The sequence below is a fragment of the Lacrimispora brassicae genome (assembly GCF_054772055.1).
In genome coordinates this window covers 375,016-391,510 of sequence record NZ_BRYH01000009.1, presented here as the reverse complement: position 1 = coordinate 391,510, position 16,495 = coordinate 375,016, and the positions used below count along the sequence as shown (strand labels likewise).

Below are 16,495 nucleotides of genomic sequence, written 5' to 3'. Positions count from 1 at the left end.
AGGAGGAATTTCAAATGAATGCGGCAATCGTAGACGATATGGCTACTGAGTGTGAAATACTCCGCAGCCTTTTGAAACAATATGAAACCAATCAGCAGCAGACGATGCAAATTACAGAATTTCATAGTGGCAGCGAACTGCTTAATGATTACATACCGGGTACCTATGATGTTGTCTTTATGGATATCTTTCTGAACAACGAAAACGGCGTTGACTGCGCACTGAAACTTCGGCAGCTGGACGAGAATCTGAATCTTATTTTCCTTACCACCAGCTCAGAATTTGGTGTAAAAAGCTACGATGTCCGTGCTGCGGATTACATCGTAAAGCCAGCCACATTGGACAAGCTATCGAGGGCTCTTCATTACTGCAAGACCCAAGAGCCGCAGAGCGTTCCCTCCATCACGGTTACCACAAGAAATCAGCTGTTGGAAATCACGCTGGACAGGATTCTCTATGCGGATTATCAGAACCGCTGTGCTTGTATCCATTTAAAGGACTGTCTCGTTCCGGTATCCGGCAGCTTCTCGGAGCTTACCGATAAGCTTTGCTCCTATCCGCAGTTTATGTCCTGCTTTAAGGGTATTGTAATCAACCTAAAGGAAGTGCGGGAGCTTGGCAGCGATTATCTCATCCTGAAAAATGGGGAGCAGCTGCCGGTCAGCAGGCGCCTGCAACGGCAGGTACAGCAGCAGCGTTTGAGTCTCTCCGCTGGTTCGCTACGGGGGGAGGGCATATGAAGCAGATACTTGCACTGATTTTAACAGCCCTTCTGCTTTGCACAGCGCTTGCACCGTCTGTGCTGGCCGCGGAGGAGCCGGTTATACCTGCCGAAACCACGGAAACTGTTACCGATTCCGGTAGCGGCTCTGTTTCGGATGACAGTATAGACACTGCGACTCCTTCTGATGCAGATATGGTCACGGATGGTAATGAAACCAGCGGTACAGATGACAGCACTGTCGTAACGGACGGAACTGAAGACAATGCTGTTCCTGACAGCTTTGACTATACCGGCAGCATCATTTCCTATACTACCCCGGAAGCTTTCACAGGTACGTTCAATACGGCTTGCGGCGATACTAGCTTTACCCAGTTACATAATGAACTGGATTCCATCAACATTTCCGGCACAGCGGATAAGGATGGTTCTTCCTATCCGCTTACATTGTCTGTTACATGGGATTTCAGCACAATGGATGCAGAGACACCCGGCAGCTACACTGTGATTGGGAGCATTTCCATTCCAGAGGGAACGACGTTTGCGGACGATATAGAGAATTCTGTCTCCATTTCCGTACAGGTAATTTCTCAGGTGCTTACCGTAACGTCTGCGGCAATCATTCTAACTCACTTCGATGAACCCGACCGGACAGATGCCGTGGCATTCCCCGTAGGAACCACAAAAGAGGAGCTTTCCCAGTGGTTTTCTCAGATTACTATGGGTTTCACCGGCTATGACGAAGATGGTAATCCCTATGACTTAATATCGGGTGCATGGTCGTTGGATGCCGTAGATACTGTCGCGGCTGGCGTGTACTATGTTTTTACGTCACCCGACCTTGGAACAGAATATACGCTGACAGATGGTGTTTCTCTGCCCCGGCAGCTTTGCGCGATTTCCATTCAGGTTCCCGGCGAGCCGGATATTAACTGCTGCGTAGCCGGGCGTGGCTTTCTGCACTTTCCGTGGGTGCTTTCTGCCGCGCAGGAGGAACAGCTGGATGAGTTTCACCTATGGATGCGGCAGGATGGCGGAGAATGGACAAGCTTAAGTGATGGCTTCCTGTTTGTCTCCGATGGTCTCCAGCTTTCCCAACAAGTTCTTACCTATGGAAGCACTTATGAGCTTAAGGTGACCTATCCCGGCGGTCAGACCGGTGTTCTGACCTTTCAATATGACGGAGAGCTTAGTATCCTCGATTATTCCGGCGGTGACAGGGATGGCGGTGACGTAAACGGCGGAGGTTCGGGAACCGGCACACAACCAGCGCCAACCCCGACCCTACCAACAGATAATTCAAATGGGGCTGACAATCAGGACGGCGGTAATGATATGCCTGCTCCGGGCGGTACTTCCTCCGAAGCAGATGGCACACCACTGGATTCAGGCTCCACATCGGGAGAACAACAGAAGCCACAGGAGGAACAGGATTCCTCAATAGGCGGAACCCAACCGACTCCAACTACGTCCCAATTACCAAGTGACTCTCAAAATAACGGAAATCATAACAGCGATAGTAATTCACAGATTCAGGTGCCAGTGACAGAGAAACCGGCAGCCGTGACTCCTGCCGCCCCAACCGAATCAGCGGTACCAGCGTTTTCCGATGCTTTCTTTTCACAGGAAGCAGAGAGCGCTTCTTCTGAGCAGGAAAACGATGCAGTACCCAAGCCGAAGGACAGCGCCCAAGCAGTGATGAATCCTGCACCGGACGATAACAATGCACAATCGGACAAAAGTTCAGCTGATCAAGAATCCGCTGCTGTTACAGAATCCTATTCTCCGACCCAAACGGTCATTTCCGGTATGCGTCTAAAGGATCTCTGCAAAGAGGAGGAAAGCGTCGTGTTTGGTTCTGGAGATTTAACCGTCAGTATTCCGAGCAATCTGCTTTTAGCACTGAACCTGTCGGATACGGATACTCTGACTGTTACGCTGACCCAGCCGAAAAACAATCAGATTGTGCTTTCAGTAGAGGCTTCTGGCAAATCGGTTACGCAGCTTTCGGGAACGGTATTGCGGCTTCGATATATGCCGCAGTCGAAAAATACTGATATAACCATTCAAAACGATGCTGGCGAACAGATTACAGATGTTTCCTATGACGGGGAGCTTCTACGCTTTGCGGCAAATGAGGCAGGAACTTACACAATTCTGCAACGATCAAATACACAGGAGGCACAGAAAGATATGTTGCCGTTGCTTCCCGTATCAGGCGGATTACTTTTAGCTGCGGGAGGGATTACATTTTTCAGGAGGAAACGCCATGGATAAAAAACCTTTTGTAATACGACGGTCTTTGGCGCTACTTCTGATGGTTGCCATTTCCTCCGTTCTGTTTCTCGCCCTATACCACTTTGACAACAAGTACACAAAAGCCGCGCCCCAAGCCATTAACGGCGCACTGTATGTTTCAGAAGCAGACTGGACGAACACGCCCATCCGCTATCTGCGGGACGGCTGGCGTTTCTATGCGGATCGTCTGCTGACACCGGAAACCTTAAAGCAGCAGGGTGACAATTATCAGTACCTGTCCATCGGAGAGCAGTCCAATTTTTCCATGGGCGACTCCCGCCGCTCCCCTCACGGAAGCGCTAGCTACGCCTTAACGCTGTATCTGCCGGAGGAGGAGCATACCTATGCCATGGAGCTGCCGGAAATCTATTCCGCCTACCGGTTATACATGGATGATAAACTGAAGCTGCAAATGGGTGAACCGGACGCAGACAATTATCAGGATCAGACCCAATGCCGTGTCATCACCTTCGAAGGCTCAGGCAAGGTGACACTTCTGCTTGCGGTCAGTGACTACTCTTGGATATACAGCGGTATGGCTTATCCGCCTTCCTTCGGTGAACCCCTGAATGTTTACACAATCCGGGGATTGCGGTTCGGGATTTGCCTGATTCTGGTCACGGTAACACTGATGCTTGCCATTTTTAGCTTTTATCTTGCCATCCGTACCCGAAGGGGGAACAATATCTGGCTCTTTTTCCTTTTATGCCTTTCGACCGCAGTGTTTACTTCCTACTGTGTGGTGCATGGTATCCTGCCGCTACCAATCCAGCCATGGTATTCCATTGAACTGGTCAGCGGGTATTTGGTAACGCTACTCGTGATAATTCTTCACAATCGCATTTGCGATACAAAGAAAGCCATGCAGGTAATCAGCGGCGCCGTTGCAGGGGTGGTCTGTGTACTGGCATTTCTTTACGGATTGTTTGCTGCGCATCTTACACTGCCGGTCATGCTTGCCTTTTCCAATCTGGTTTTTGGTTTTAAGCTACTTACTGCTGTTTATCTTCTGTTTACCGCCGCTATGGCGGTACGCCGAAATATAGAAAAGGCAACCATACTGCTCTATGCGGATATTATCTATGCCTGCGCCTTTGTCTGGGATCGCCTCCTGCCGAACTACGAGCCAATCCTTAGCGGCTGGTTTCAGGAATGGGGCAGCTTAAGCCTTGTCATCGCAACTGGAGTGGTTCTGTTGTACGATGTAGCCATTGGATACCGGTACAGCCTTGTCTATGCGGAGGAACAGCGGCAGATGAAACGCCAGCTCACCATGCAGGTAGAGCATCTGCGGCAGATGAACCAGAAGGTGGAGGAAAGTGCTAAGCTGCGCCATGACTTTAGACATCACTTGCGCACTCTAATGACACTTGCCGGAGAAGAACGCTGTGAGGAATTGGAAAACTATATCCGCGGTATCACGGAGATCAACGAGGGAACCCGGCTTGGCCGTCTGACAGATAACATTGAACTGGACGCACTGGTGCAGTATTACAGCAATCTTGCGCAGTCCGCTGGTATCCAGTTCCGCGCAAGGCTTTCGCTTCCCGCAGTGCTTGATTTTCCGATTGTCGATCTTTGCGGTCTTCTTGGAAACCTGCTGGAAAATGCAGTGGAAGCCTGCCAGCGTCAACAAACTGGCGATAAGACAATTTTTATTGCCGGACGGGTACAGGATGGGCAGCTTGAATTTGTTGTGGACAACAGCTTTGACGGAGAATTGAAAACCAGAGGTGGAAAATATTTATCCTCTAAGCGAAGTGGCTTCGGTCTTGGCGTTTCCTCTGTTTTGGAAACTGTGGAGCGATATAACGGCGTAATCAATCTGTACGCTGATGAAAAGGGCTTCCATGCAGAGGTGTCCCTGCCGATAGGGGTAGAAAAAAGAATACTTTCACCGGTATAACCGAATTCTATTACTTAATTTTTCGCTTTTATAAACAATTAGACTGGATAGTTCAAGGGGGCTGCAAATTGACCCCCGCCCCCATCCATATAAAAAGATTAGCAACGCAGGGTAGAAATTGCTCTGCGTTTTCTTTGCCCGTAGAGAGGATTTGTGGAAGTTTCAGCCCATGGATAAATACAAGGTGAATAGGGGTATATATGTGGGGAATACAAGGTTTTAGCTCATGCTGTGGTGGTTGTTGATCTGCTGTTTCCTGTGGCTCATAATTACACTGATTCTGTTTAGAAGCAATAATAGAAAATGTGATATGCTCTGCCTTGCATTCGCCTTTGGGTGTGCTCTGTTTAGCAGGCTCTATAAAATCCCCATGCTTGGGGTTATTGTCATTATCAGGTGTGGGTACTTCCTCCCTAAATATTAGCGTATAGAGGTTTGAAGTCTGCCCACGGTTATTTTCACGGAAACGACTGTCCTTTTGTAGAAAGCCTGCGTCCACAAGCTCTTTTAAGGCACGTTTCACGGTAGATACAGAGATATGTAGCTGTACTGCCATGGTTGGAATGGCAGGAAAACAGGTTAAATCCGCATTGGAACGGTCAATCAGATAAATCAGTACGGAAAGCGCACGGCTTTTCAAATTGCTGGCATATGCCTGTTGTTTTAATTCAGCTTGCTTTGTCATCATTATAAATTCTCCTTGTACCGGAGCATTACGCTCCGGCGATATAGTCTGCTATCATAATTTTATACTGTTTTGCATTGACCGAGCCATTGGTCGGCTCCGGCTGATATTCAAGAAACAGCACCTTGTGGTAATCATTTTGCAACGCCTGTGCCAAATCATCACGGCTGGCCTCCTGTACAAAGGGACAAAGTAAATAGGCATGGGTAGCTTCTATCCTTTTTTGCAGACGGATGGTAGCACCCAGCTCATAAGGTTTTGTACCGCACACCAGCACTGGCAGATCCGCTTGACTCAAAAGCTCTTGCTGCAACATGCTTCCCATATCAGAAACAATGAAATTCACAGTTTCCTCCGGGGGCTGTCTACGATACTGCACACCTTCAAACTGCCAGCCAGACTGCGTCCGCTCCATTTCATAGCTTCTTGCAAGGATGGCAAGGTGCCCGCTAGTGTTGGCTTCCACATAACAAACAGTAGCGCCCACACTCTTTAACCATGTACAAAAGCCAATCGCTGCCGTGGTGGTTCCTATTCTCGGCTGAGAACCGACAAAAGCGATATGCACGTTCTGACAGTCAAAGCAATATTGCTTAATCCCTTCCGCTTTTTTCTTTCGCTCCTTGGGATTATAACGGCTCATTCCATGTTCGCTCAGACATTCAGTGATCTCCTGTTGAATGGCTCTGATTTCCGTATCACAAACAATATTGCCAACACCACTGTCCAGCAGAGCTGTAAACAGAGGATCAGACTGTGACAGTCCCTCACAAATTACTGTAACCCGCGCGTTATACATGGTCAGAAATTCTTCAATGGCCTGAGCAAACTCTTTGTCACTATCCCCAAAGGCCAGGCGATCCAGCACTACATCGGTAAAGTGACTGAAATTACGCATATCATAAATGACAAACTGCTTTAACATATAACTGCCCACCAGCTTCTTGATGGGCGTTTCACTCTCCGAGTCATGCCAACCAGTAAAATCCAAAAGGTTGGTATGCTGGGTTGAGGAAAGATATAAAATCATAATGAAACCTCCATTTCTTACTTACCAATCGCCCAAAAAGGGCCTCCTGCGGCAGCGCCCTTCCGTGCTTCGTCCATAATCAGGGACAAATCCCACTCTTGTCCGCTCCGCTTATAGCTGGCTGGGTCAGCCACAAGGATTTTACCCTCGCTTGTAACACCACGCAGAACAATAAAATGTCCGCTGGAGGTAAAATGTCCCTTGCCCATAATTACCACGACCAGTTTACCGGAGGAAAGCGCATCTACAACCTCCTGTGCTGATAAATTGCCTTCGCAGGATAAGCCCCATGCAGATGCAGCTCCCGGTATTAGACTGTGGTAAGAACCGTTGCCCTCACAGCGGTATCCATTGGCGACCGACCAATTTGACAGCTCTACAGGGTCATGAGCTTCGCCAGTCAGTGTAGAGATTACGATAGACATGGCAGTGGGACCGCAGCCAGCTTCTCCAATAGTGCCGGAAGTGCCGTACATTACATTCGCCCATCGCTCGTCCAACTGATTGTAATAAGTAACCTCCATGCCGCCATCTGTAAAGGTGATTCCCTCATAGCTCTGTCCGCTGCTTTCTATGTAATCCTGTTCATAGATGCCGATGTTCTGGTTATAGCCGTAATCCTTTTGAAAGGACTCAATCGCTGCTAACTCCTCGTTGCCAAATGCCCATGATGCAAACAGAGACAGCGGGCTTGTGATAAGGTACAGGATAAAGGCAATTAACAAAACAACCGTGATAACAGGTGCTAAAATAGTAATGAGCAGGCGTTTTCGCGCCTGCTCATCGGTTGCGGCCTGTGCCGCTATATGTGCCAATATTTTGGCGGTAATTGGGTCTATTGCCATAGGCTCTCCTTTCAAAATTTGCAAATTTTAATTTCTATGTTTAGGCTGACATGATATTATAAAAACATAGAGTAGGTGGATAAATGGGAAAAAATAAGAAAAAAACAAAAGCTGAAAAACGACAACAGCGTTTACAAAAAGCAAAACAATGGCTAACTACCTATACGGGCAGTCCAAAGCATATCGTTAGAGGTTACCGTAAAAAATTCAGTGTAGATACCAATTGTGCTGTTTGTGAACTGCAATTATTAGGCTGTGAATTCACACAGGAATATTTAGATGCATTAAAGCGTAACGAAGAATTACGTTTAAAGCAACGGGCGGCTGAAAAGCAAAAGAAACTAGAACAGGAATTTAATGACCGATACCCTGATTCTGATGACCATTTTTTCTTTATTGTAGGGTATACTCCCGGTGGTGCACCTTATGGTACAACATGGGAGGAAATGGGCATGGAGCCTTATGGCTCTTTCCCCAACGAATTTGATACGGATGATGAGTTATTTTAACAAGGTGGCAGGCGCAAAAATCCTACCACCTTATTTTTTATCTGCCGCCAGCTTTCCCCATATACAGCATCTTGTAATCGGGAATTTCAAAGTTAATATGCAATCGCTTTGCTCCTACCATAAACAAGGCGTGTCCACGCTTTCGTGCCAGCAACAATTCCTGCTCGGCTTCTGTCAAATCATAGAGCTTGGCAGTTTCCTTTAGGTTGGGACCGTCTGTTCCCATGAGCAGTTTATAGCACGGAATATCAAGAAGTGCCTGCCCATACTGCTTGATGCTTTCTGAAAGGAAGTCAATTACACTGTGAGAAATGATACCCAATGCACCCTCGTACTTTCTAGCTCTTTTCATGACGTTGCGCAAATAAACAAGGGACTGGGGTACTTTTTGGTCAATCATCAGATACGCTTCGTCACAGATTAGTAGCACACGTTCCTCACGGTTGCGGCTCATCTGTTCCCAGCAATAGGTAAGGATATTAAAATACTGCGTTCTCTTGATACTGTCGCTGGTTTCCTGCAAGGCATTGGTATCCAGTACGATAAACTGGCTGTCGCTGGTGATGGTGCTGTGACCGTTCCAGATAAAGCTATCGGCACCGTTTGCAAGGTCATTGAGCAACAACGCAAGGTCTGCATAGACCTGTTGCCCAAACTCGTTTGGGTTTCCCGCACCGGTTGACGCCCTATCCTCCACCAATTTGTACAGGTCGGAAAAGATGGGGAAATCCTTTGCCGTCAGCTTACTTACATCAGTGTCCCATGTGATATGAAACTGACGATAAAGCTCTACAAGGCATTTTTTTAACACTGCTCTTTGCATATCGGTGATAGATGGAATGTAGAGATTAAAGAAGATTTCAAGGTTTTTCATGTGCAGGGCAAGGTCATTCATACCATAGCCCTCGTCACGGTACAGTCGCTCACTGTCCTTTTCCTGCTCATCATCACGAGGGGATGGACGAACCTGCAAAGGGTTAATCATACCCGTGGAGCCACCTACAGCGTTAATCCAGTCGCCGCCGAGGTTAAAACAGAGGTCTTTGTACTCGGATTCGGGATCTGCCACAATAATTTTTGTGCCTTTCATGTATTCGCTCATTAAAATATGCTTGATAGCGGTGGACTTGCCAACACCGGAATTACCCATGATAACAAAGTTGGAATTGGTGCGGTCACCGCCACGCTTCCATACATCTACTATGACAAGACCACCGCTTGCGTCCTGTGCAAAATAATAGCCCTCCCCATCATTAAAGCCGCTGCTGGCAAAGGGAAAGCCACCCACAAAGGTAGAAAGCGGCACAATTTTTTGTAGAATACTTTCTATCTTGCCGTTGGTAGGAAAGGACGGCGAAATGTGCTGAAAGCTCTCCTTTTGCAGATTTGGAATGGTACGCATTTTGCATTTCATTACGCTGACAATGCTCTCTGCACGGCGGCACACCTTTTTGAAGGTTTTTTCGTCCTTGGCGATGGGCATGACGGATACGCTCATCAATCCCACCGTTTCGCCCTCACGGTCAATCTGCATGATGATTTTCTCACCATCCTCTGCCGCTTTTTCAGCCCTCTGTCGGGATAGCGGATCTTTTGCTCCCTCTGCCATGCCACGCTGCTGTACCACACTTCGGGAAATGGCATTGATGAGGGTTGCGTTATCCACTGGTTTAAAGCCAATCGATACAATAGTGGCAGGAATGTTCGTAATCTTGGAAAGCCACTCCACCTCCACCTTTTGGGGATAACGGATCAACCCATATACCTTGCCTAGATTTTCACCCACTGAAAGGCTGTTCTTGGTAAATTCAAGCCCCACAGGGGTGATGACATTAAGCAAGGCATTATTTGGAAGTTTCTGTTCCGGATAATCTGATTTTTTACGCATAGATGTCCTCCTTCAGCGTGGGAATAGTGGCCTCAAACTCGGTGTCCTGCAAATGAGTGTAGGACGGATTGTTGACGAGGTTTAAAAGCCGTATGATTTCTTTTTCACCCAGCACATCGCAGCCAACACCATTGGTGGTAAATTTCTCAGCAAGCAGGGATGCACGTTTCAGCAAATCCTTTTCTGTGCCATCTTCACTCTTCTCCCAAATGGAAATGTAGAATTGTCGTTCTACAATCTCACCGGAGAGGGCAAAGCTGCTCATCTGCAAAATCTCCTGTCGGAGCAGTTCCTTTCGCTTATCACCAGCGGTTTTCAGCATATTTTGCATATCCACAATCAGGGGTGAAATATCTACCGGCCGGGAAACCGCCATAAACTTAAAGGGATATTGGATATCGGATAGCTCAGCGGTGAGCTGCTTAATCAGGCTGTTTTTCTCTGCCTTGCTGTATAAATCAATACTAATCGAGTGTATACGCAGAAAGGTCAGTACCAATCCGTCCTTGGTATAGAGGTATTTATCTCTCACATCTTTGACATTGATAAACTGCTGTGCCGTTTCCATGGCAAGGCTTTCTTCATTTGCGGTGTGCTTTGGCTTTGTATTCTTCAGGACCAAAAGCAAAATGCCGCCACCCACAAGGGTAACGGCAAGCATAATAATCGGGAAAATAAGTCCCTCCATATTTTATTGTTCCTCCATTTCTTCTTCGTCTGGTTCTGCCTGACGGTCTACGATCTCCCTATAGCGGCGGCGATATTCCTCGAGCCGCATATGGCCACGGGCTGACTCCAGCTTTTCTTCAAGCCCTGTACTGCGGTGGTAGATGGTAAGAAGCCTGCCAAAATCAGTGATACAGTGTCTTCTGCATGAGCTAATAGCCTGCGCACATTTTCTACTCCTGCATCAAGGTCGATAGAAAAACTGCCCATGGTGCAATACCACGGACAGTTAGGGTTATATTCCAGCAGACAATCGTTTTCGTCGAGGTCAATCGTGATTTTCATTTCCAGTTCTCCACGCTGCGCATAACTTTGCTCATATTCGGGAATGGAGATAGGTTCAATCCTTTCACAAAACATATCAGCATCCATAAGCCGTGGATTCTGATATTGGCCATCGTAGTCCAAATGCTCAAAAATGTAGGCAAGGGAGTGCGATTCGGATAACTTTGTTTGCAACTCCTTTGCCTGTGTCAGCCGTAAAAGCGGTGACAGAGCATTTGCACCCATGTGGGAGTAGAAATAGTTGCTTTCTCCTCTTTCAATAAGAGTATAGATTGCACGGTTTCCCATATATGTTCACTTCCAGCCGTAAAAAAATAGACCTGCTTATATTTCACTACCGACAGGCCGTTTCATTTCTGTTTTTCTTCATTTTACTGTGAAAATCAACAAATGTTACCTCTATCGAACGGGGCGAATATGCCAATCTGAAAACAACGATTCTCGAATGGTCAAATCATCCGTTAGGTTGATTTGCAGCATCCCGGCCGGAGTCCATGCGTCCAGACATTCCGTATAGGTGGTATATCGTCCGTCCGGGAACCACACAGGAGAAAAATGAACTGATCTGCCATAGGTACTGTACTTGTTTTTCTGGAATTCAAAGGTGCTGGAATAGCCGGTGTTGAGCCGTTTTAGCAACCTCCAATAGGTGGTGTAATTAAATTCAGGGAAATAAGCCACTACATTCTGCACTCCGGTGAGATGACTGCTGGGTGCAGAGGAACGAACCTGTGCCGACACATTGGCATTGAGTCCATATCCGCTCTTCATGGTCTTTCCGGATGCCGTAGGCGATTTCTCATCCGGCTTTGTTTGCAGGGTAGCGGTCAGGCTTGCAGAGTATGAGAGCCAAGCGTACATCCACCACCCATGGTCACACCAGTAACCATCCTCGTCCTCGTCACCACTGTGCCATACCCAATGCTCATGCCACCAGCAATCCCACTCTCCCCAAGTAAGGCTCGTGGTATTGGGATTATTCGGAGCTGCCGGAATGGAGTATCCATCGTTTCTGTCATTGGCCTGCGGATCAGGCGGCGGGTTCTTATCAAGGTCAACAATCTGCGCCACGATTTGGCTGGTACTGACGGTGCAGTTGCTGGTAATGGTAATAGTCACATATCCCGGTTCTGTTGGAGTACGCCATTTGACCCACGCAAGCTGGCTGCTATCTTCGGGGATATAAATATCCGTGTGGGAGTAGGTTCTGCCGTTAATCGAAAACCGTGCATAGGCAGGATTGTCGGGCGTTTTCTGTGAGCCTGTGGAAAGCGTAAAAGCGGTAATCACCTCGGTATCGCAGCGATAGATTACATTGCTTTCTGGTGCAGGCGCAGGGTCTGGCTTGGAAAAGCGGATGATGCCAACACCAAGGGAAGAAATAATGTCCTGATCGGATTGTTTGGTGGTGGTACTTCCACCCCAAGCAGGAAAGCCCAAGTCAGCAGTTTCCAAAAACATAGCAAGGGGCAGATTCTGACTGGTAAGAGAAACCATTTTACGCCGCAAATCATTATTAACCTTTTGATTGAACATTGCCGCTTCGGTGGCAGTCATGGCATACACCACACCGCCGTAGGTAAAGTACGCAATGGGTTCCAGCAAAATCTTATAGTTGCCGCTGATTAAATCATCATAGCTAAATCCAGTGGCGGAAGCAATATCGCGGATAGTCCCCTCACGGCAGAAATAGCTACGGATCGCCGCAATGTTATTGCCGCCGCTGGAGCTGACGACTCGAGGCATCGCATTAGATGGCTTATAGCAATCATACTTTGATGTATTGGGCGTTAAGGCGCTGCCATTACGATAGGATAACTTACTTACCTTACCGAAATGTACTGTTATATCGCCATTGGTTCCGTTAGAAAAATCAATAGGGTTGGATACCGGCGTGTTGTCGCTGTCACGAATAATGGTCGCTCTTACACCATCACGCCCCGGTGTCCATTTGTTTTGGCTGGTTCCTTGCCCCATACCACCGCCGCCGCCATCAATATTAGAATCAGCGGCAAATGCAGGAATTGCAAGGCTTACCGTTAAAACGACAGCCAATATAAGAGAAATAAGTCGTTTCATTTGCACCTCCAAAAATAGAAATGGGATACAGCCATTAAACTGCATCCCATAAAATATTAGTATTTTTTTACATATCGCCAACAGCTTCGCCAGTTCCAGCGTTAGGTGCTTCATGTACATTAGAACCGCCGCCCTCATCTTCAATCCAGCCAAATCCCGGCACATAGATTTTCCCATCCTGCTTATCTCCGCTCTGCGGCTGATTGGTGTCAGACTGGGTCGTATGCTCCGGCTGGCAAGTACCACTGGTATCAGGATTTTCCACGGGAGCCTTGTCGGTTTCCGTAGGTGCTTCGGTAGGCGGCGTGGCCTCAGATGGAGATTTCGGCTTATTTGCGGACGGTTTTTCCTGCACATCACCGGTTACAGAGGGTGTACCATCGGTAGCTTCTGTTGTATCGGAGCTGTCAGTTATGCTATTAGCAGAGGTTGTACTCTCCGGCTTGATTTCCGGCACAATAACCTCAGCCTTTGTGTCAGGCTGGCTCTCCGTCTGCGATACAGGTGGTTCAGCATTGTCAAGCGTCCCCATGTAGTAGAACAGACCTCCCGCAAAGCAGATTGCTGCCAGCGAAAGAGCGATAATCGTTATCTTTTTCTTTTCGTTATATTCCTTATTCATAGTGTGGACCTCACTTTCATTAAGTGTATGATTGTTAAGCCCTATTTACCCTAAGTGCTATTTTACCCAATTTCATTATAATGGGAATCTGTCTGCGCGTCCAGACAAATTTAGAACTTAGGCATATAGGCGGCTCGTGTACGGATTTCCATGGTAAGCGGCGGCACGGCATCCCAGCCAAAGGACAAAGGAATTTCAATAGTAACCCTTACGTCCGCTTCAAAGTTTTGATTGGCGTTTCCCGGCGTCAAAGGGGTATTAAGGATACTGACACGAAGGTCTGATAAGCGGTATTCAAAGCCATTTTCCAATGCCTTTACATGGTAGCCGCCCTGCGAGGTGGTTCCCAGCAGATTGTCCAGACGATAATACACATCATCATAATCCAGATTTTCCTGCCAGAGATCGCCAGATAAAACAAACCCACCGGAATACCCCTCTCTCAGACCATTGTAGGTTTCATCATAATTGGTGGTTGCGACTGTAATAATGGACTGCTGGAGTCCGTCACGCACACCCTGTACGATTAGCCCCAAACGAAAAAATTCAGCCATAGCGCAGATGAGAAGAAGCAGACTCAAAATCAGTGCAATGGTCATGGGGGTGGAGTTTCCTGCCTGATTTCGCAGGAGTTTTTTCATTTTCATCGACTCCACCTCCATCATTTGTAGTAGACTTCGGATTTTCCCGTTGCCTTGGCCTGTATCTCAATAGGCCAGGAGCCAAAGATGAAAAATCCAATGTCTACGGTATCGGTCAGCGTCAATTCAATATCCTCGTTCATCTGTACCTTGGTTCCGGTGTAATAATCACAGTCCCAGTGGATCGAGGGGTTTCGTCCAGTCTGCTCTTTTAAGTCGCTGATGCGGCTGCTCACACTGGTACTTCCCCTGATTTCAGCTTCCCGCACAATCTCGGTGGCGAAAATGTCAAGCTGCTGCTTTGCGGTAAACACCGGCAGAAAGCTGACAGCAAAGGCAACCACCAGCATCAAACAAAGAATACCAATTGCAACATCTATATATCCCTCTCCGCGCTTGGATTTGAGAATTCTTTTAGTCACATCAGCACCCCCTAAAATATCCCCGACATCGTGCCGAGGATTTGATAGCCCATCACACCCATATAGAGAAGTAGCATACAGGCAAGGAGCATGAAGGAGTATTTGCGGATTTTGGGTGGTCGTTCCAGTGCTAACTTTTTCAGCCGCTGGATTTCAAGCTGCTTCATATCGTGACTAAGCATACGGAAAAAGGTCACACCGTCATCCCCTCGAAGCACACCAACCAGACCACGCACCACATCAGAAAGCATGGCACTGGATACTCTGGCTTCAAAACGGGTCAAAGCACCTTCAAAGTTGCCGGTACGCATATCCGAGGTAGTAATGGCAAGCTCATTTTTCAGGGCTACCCCTGCATTTTTCTGATAGGTTTCCAGCATGGAAAGCACATCCCGGCTGGCCTGAAGCTCCTGCGTCAGCGTAGCAACGAAACGGGGCAGTTCGTATTCAATTTCCTGTCGTCTTGCGGTAATCAACTTGTCTGCCTTGGTGCTTTTGCTAAAATATATTGCCACCCCGATGATTATAAATGCCGGTGACAAGATGGGCACCACCAGCAGGCAAGGAATGGCACAAGCCAGTACCAGTGCCGCCTTAACAATCGCCTGTGATATATAAAGCTCTGCGGTCATGGGGATTTCTGCTGATTTTAAGGTGGCATCCAGCTTACGCTTTTTATACTCGTCCATGGGTAAAACCTTGGAGAGCTTCGCCGCCAGCTCCATAAGAACGGCATCTGAATTTCGTGCCTTTTTCTTATTCTTCTTGACCGTACCTAAAATCGCTTTGGTTGCTTTATAGGTCGGAACCTTAAAAAGCTCTGCCAGAATCAGATAAAGCCCTGCTGTTAGAAACAGGGCAAATAGAATTAAAATTAAGTTTTGCAAATTTTGGCTACCTCCTTATCTCTTATATTCAATGGGCCTAGTGTGCTTGGCTACAGCGGCGATAGAAACAAAAATCACCGCTCCGCAGATGGCAAGCAGCACTTTCCCAAACTCGGTGTACATTAGCGTCTGATACCATGCCTTGTTCAGAAAATACATGAGTGGGACACTGCCAAGCACCAGCAAAATCATGGTGATGTATTCCTTTACCGGCTCAAACAGCAGAAGATCCAATTCAGCCGACACCACCCTCATATCCGACAGCTTGGAAACAATAGGCGGCAGCGTGGATTTTAAGTTATAGTCATCCTGACACGCAATTACAGCGTCCACCCACTCATGGAACACGGCATTATCCACACCGGCTTTGAGTCCCTCCAGCGCTTCCTTGGTGTTGGAGTTGATGAGCTTTACCTGTAGGAGAAAGCTTCGGAACACCTCTGCAACAGGCTGGTTTAGATAGGGCTGGTTCTCCTCAATGGCGCGGATAATGGTGTTTTTTCCTCGCAGATAGCTGGTGGTAACGATAGAAAGCGCTGTTTCCAGCTCTGTGCTGATCTGCTTTTTATGCCGTCCTGCGGTAAACTTCACATAGTAAAACGGCAGCAATGCAAGCCCCACCGCCAGTACCGGCACAAGATAGGTATTTTTCATGGTCAAGGCAATCAGCGCCCCCACCACAAACAAGATCATGGAAAGGATACACAGCACGGTAAACATACCACTTTTGCCCGTGACACACAAAACCTCCTTGGTTTCGATAAATAGAAGCTTTAAGCCCTTTGGCTGTTTGTTTTTGCGGCTTTTCTCAATCCTGCTTTTAAGCGAGGTATTCTTCGGCTTCACATATGCCGCAAGACCCTCTAAAAAAGCAAAGGGCGATAGCGAAAGCAGTATAAAACTGCCTGTCACCGCCAGTAAAAATGCAATCGTTACAAGTAATGTCAATGT

16 protein-coding genes are annotated in these 16,495 nt (G+C 47.5%); 4 read left to right on the top strand and 12 right to left on the bottom strand.

Annotation, left to right across the window (positions count from 1 at the left end; all coding sequences use genetic code 11):
- Positions 1-14 precede the first annotated feature (14 nt).
- From ACYVD3_RS07650 to ACYVD3_RS07640, 3 genes are read left to right on the top strand one after another with little or no spacing between them, the layout of a single operon-like run.
- Positions 15-740, top strand: a complete 726-nt coding sequence (locus tag ACYVD3_RS07650) for a LytR/AlgR family response regulator transcription factor (protein ID WP_460641913.1) — start codon at positions 15-17, stop codon at positions 738-740.
- The gene (locus ACYVD3_RS07645) at positions 737-2,998 is read left to right on the top strand and encodes an LPXTG cell wall anchor domain-containing protein (RefSeq protein ID WP_460641912.1); all 2,262 of its coding nucleotides are present in this window, start codon (positions 737-739) and stop codon (positions 2,996-2,998) included. The genes ACYVD3_RS07650 and ACYVD3_RS07645 overlap by 4 nt, the downstream gene beginning before the upstream one ends.
- Complete coding sequence (locus ACYVD3_RS07640; RefSeq protein ID WP_460641911.1) at positions 2,991-4,925, top strand: GHKL domain-containing protein; 1,935 nt, start codon at positions 2,991-2,993, stop codon at positions 4,923-4,925. The genes ACYVD3_RS07645 and ACYVD3_RS07640 overlap by 8 nt, the downstream gene beginning before the upstream one ends.
- A gap of 52 nt (positions 4,926-4,977) precedes the next feature.
- Here ACYVD3_RS07640 and ACYVD3_RS07635 read toward each other — a convergent pair whose 3' ends face one another.
- Genes ACYVD3_RS07635 through ACYVD3_RS07625 form a run of 3 tightly spaced genes read right to left on the bottom strand, consistent with a single transcriptional unit; the run spans position 4,978 to position 7,485 of the window.
- Positions 4,978-5,613: a helix-turn-helix domain-containing protein gene (locus ACYVD3_RS07635; protein ID WP_460641910.1), complete on the bottom strand. Its 636-nt coding sequence runs from the start codon at positions 5,611-5,613 to the stop codon at positions 4,978-4,980.
- Between the two features lie 25 nt (positions 5,614-5,638).
- Positions 5,639-6,640, bottom strand: a complete 1,002-nt coding sequence (locus ACYVD3_RS07630) for a hypothetical protein (protein WP_460641909.1) — start codon at positions 6,638-6,640, stop codon at positions 5,639-5,641.
- A gap of 17 nt (positions 6,641-6,657) precedes the next feature.
- On the bottom strand, positions 6,658-7,485 hold the full coding sequence (locus ACYVD3_RS07625) for a C39 family peptidase (RefSeq protein ID WP_460641908.1): 828 nt from the start codon (positions 7,483-7,485) through the stop codon (positions 6,658-6,660).
- Positions 7,486-7,568: 83 nt separating this feature from the next.
- Here ACYVD3_RS07625 and ACYVD3_RS07620 point away from each other — a divergent pair, with 83 nt between their 5' ends.
- Positions 7,569-7,994, top strand: a complete 426-nt coding sequence (locus ACYVD3_RS07620) for a hypothetical protein (protein ID WP_460641907.1) — start codon at positions 7,569-7,571, stop codon at positions 7,992-7,994.
- 37 nt (positions 7,995-8,031) lie between these two features.
- Here ACYVD3_RS07620 and ACYVD3_RS07615 read toward each other — a convergent pair whose 3' ends face one another.
- The 9 genes from ACYVD3_RS07615 to ACYVD3_RS07575 form a co-directional block, all read right to left on the bottom strand.
- A complete protein-coding gene (locus tag ACYVD3_RS07615; RefSeq protein WP_460641906.1) occupies positions 8,032-9,882 on the bottom strand; it encodes a VirB4 family type IV secretion system protein in 1,851 nt (616 codons plus the stop codon).
- A complete protein-coding gene (locus ACYVD3_RS07610) occupies positions 9,875-10,570 on the bottom strand; it encodes a hypothetical protein (RefSeq protein WP_460641905.1) in 696 nt (231 codons plus the stop codon). Before ACYVD3_RS07610 ends, ACYVD3_RS07615 begins: the two co-directional genes overlap by 8 nt.
- 47 nt (positions 10,571-10,617) lie before the next feature.
- A complete protein-coding gene (locus ACYVD3_RS07605) occupies positions 10,618-11,181 on the bottom strand; it encodes a hypothetical protein (RefSeq protein ID WP_460641904.1) in 564 nt (187 codons plus the stop codon).
- A 111-nt stretch (positions 11,182-11,292) separates the two neighbouring features.
- Complete coding sequence (locus ACYVD3_RS07600) at positions 11,293-12,972, bottom strand: hypothetical protein (RefSeq protein WP_460641903.1); 1,680 nt, start codon at positions 12,970-12,972, stop codon at positions 11,293-11,295.
- 67 nt (positions 12,973-13,039) lie between these two features.
- The gene (locus tag ACYVD3_RS07595) at positions 13,040-13,594 is read right to left on the bottom strand and encodes a DUF6550 family protein (protein ID WP_460641902.1); all 555 of its coding nucleotides are present in this window, start codon (positions 13,592-13,594) and stop codon (positions 13,040-13,042) included.
- Positions 13,595-13,704: 110 nt separating this feature from the next.
- Positions 13,705-14,241, bottom strand: coding sequence for a hypothetical protein (locus tag ACYVD3_RS07590; RefSeq protein WP_460641901.1), 537 nt, complete (start codon positions 14,239-14,241; stop codon positions 13,705-13,707).
- A 14-nt stretch (positions 14,242-14,255) separates the two neighbouring features.
- Complete coding sequence (locus ACYVD3_RS07585; protein WP_460641900.1) at positions 14,256-14,657, bottom strand: DUF4320 family protein; 402 nt, start codon at positions 14,655-14,657, stop codon at positions 14,256-14,258.
- 11 nt (positions 14,658-14,668) lie between these two features.
- Positions 14,669-15,544 (bottom strand): secretion protein F, encoded by an 876-nt coding sequence (locus ACYVD3_RS07580; protein WP_460641899.1) that lies wholly within the window; start codon positions 15,542-15,544, stop codon positions 14,669-14,671.
- Positions 15,545-15,559: 15 nt separating this feature from the next.
- Positions 15,560-16,492 carry a type II secretion system F family protein gene (locus ACYVD3_RS07575; protein ID WP_460641898.1) on the bottom strand — a complete coding sequence of 311 codons (933 nt, stop codon included), beginning with the start codon at positions 16,490-16,492 and terminating at the stop codon, positions 15,560-15,562.
- Positions 16,493-16,495: the final 3 nt, after the last annotated feature.

Excerpts from the sequence above, each read along its gene's own strand:
- ACYVD3_RS07650 (WP_460641913.1), top strand. The coding sequence starts at position 15 with ATGAATGCGGCAATCGTAGACGATATGGCTACTGAGTGTGAAATACTC.
- ACYVD3_RS07645 (WP_460641912.1), top strand. The coding sequence starts at position 737 with ATGAAGCAGATACTTGCACTGATTTTAACAGCCCTTCTGCTTTGCACA.
- ACYVD3_RS07640 (WP_460641911.1), top strand. The coding sequence starts at position 2,991 with ATGGATAAAAAACCTTTTGTAATACGACGGTCTTTGGCGCTACTTCTG.
- ACYVD3_RS07635 (WP_460641910.1), bottom strand. The coding sequence starts at position 5,613 with ATGATGACAAAGCAAGCTGAATTAAAACAACAGGCATATGCCAGCAAT.
- ACYVD3_RS07630 (WP_460641909.1), bottom strand. The coding sequence starts at position 6,640 with ATGATTTTATATCTTTCCTCAACCCAGCATACCAACCTTTTGGATTTT.
- ACYVD3_RS07625 (WP_460641908.1), bottom strand. The coding sequence starts at position 7,485 with ATGGCAATAGACCCAATTACCGCCAAAATATTGGCACATATAGCGGCA.
- ACYVD3_RS07620 (WP_460641907.1), top strand. The coding sequence starts at position 7,569 with ATGGGAAAAAATAAGAAAAAAACAAAAGCTGAAAAACGACAACAGCGT.
- ACYVD3_RS07615 (WP_460641906.1), bottom strand. The coding sequence starts at position 9,882 with ATGCGTAAAAAATCAGATTATCCGGAACAGAAACTTCCAAATAATGCC.
- ACYVD3_RS07610 (WP_460641905.1), bottom strand. The coding sequence starts at position 10,570 with ATGGAGGGACTTATTTTCCCGATTATTATGCTTGCCGTTACCCTTGTG.
- ACYVD3_RS07605 (WP_460641904.1), bottom strand. The coding sequence starts at position 11,181 with ATGGGAAACCGTGCAATCTATACTCTTATTGAAAGAGGAGAAAGCAAC.
- ACYVD3_RS07600 (WP_460641903.1), bottom strand. The coding sequence starts at position 12,972 with ATGAAACGACTTATTTCTCTTATATTGGCTGTCGTTTTAACGGTAAGC.
- ACYVD3_RS07595 (WP_460641902.1), bottom strand. The coding sequence starts at position 13,594 with ATGAATAAGGAATATAACGAAAAGAAAAAGATAACGATTATCGCTCTT.
- ACYVD3_RS07590 (WP_460641901.1), bottom strand. The coding sequence starts at position 14,241 with ATGAAAATGAAAAAACTCCTGCGAAATCAGGCAGGAAACTCCACCCCC.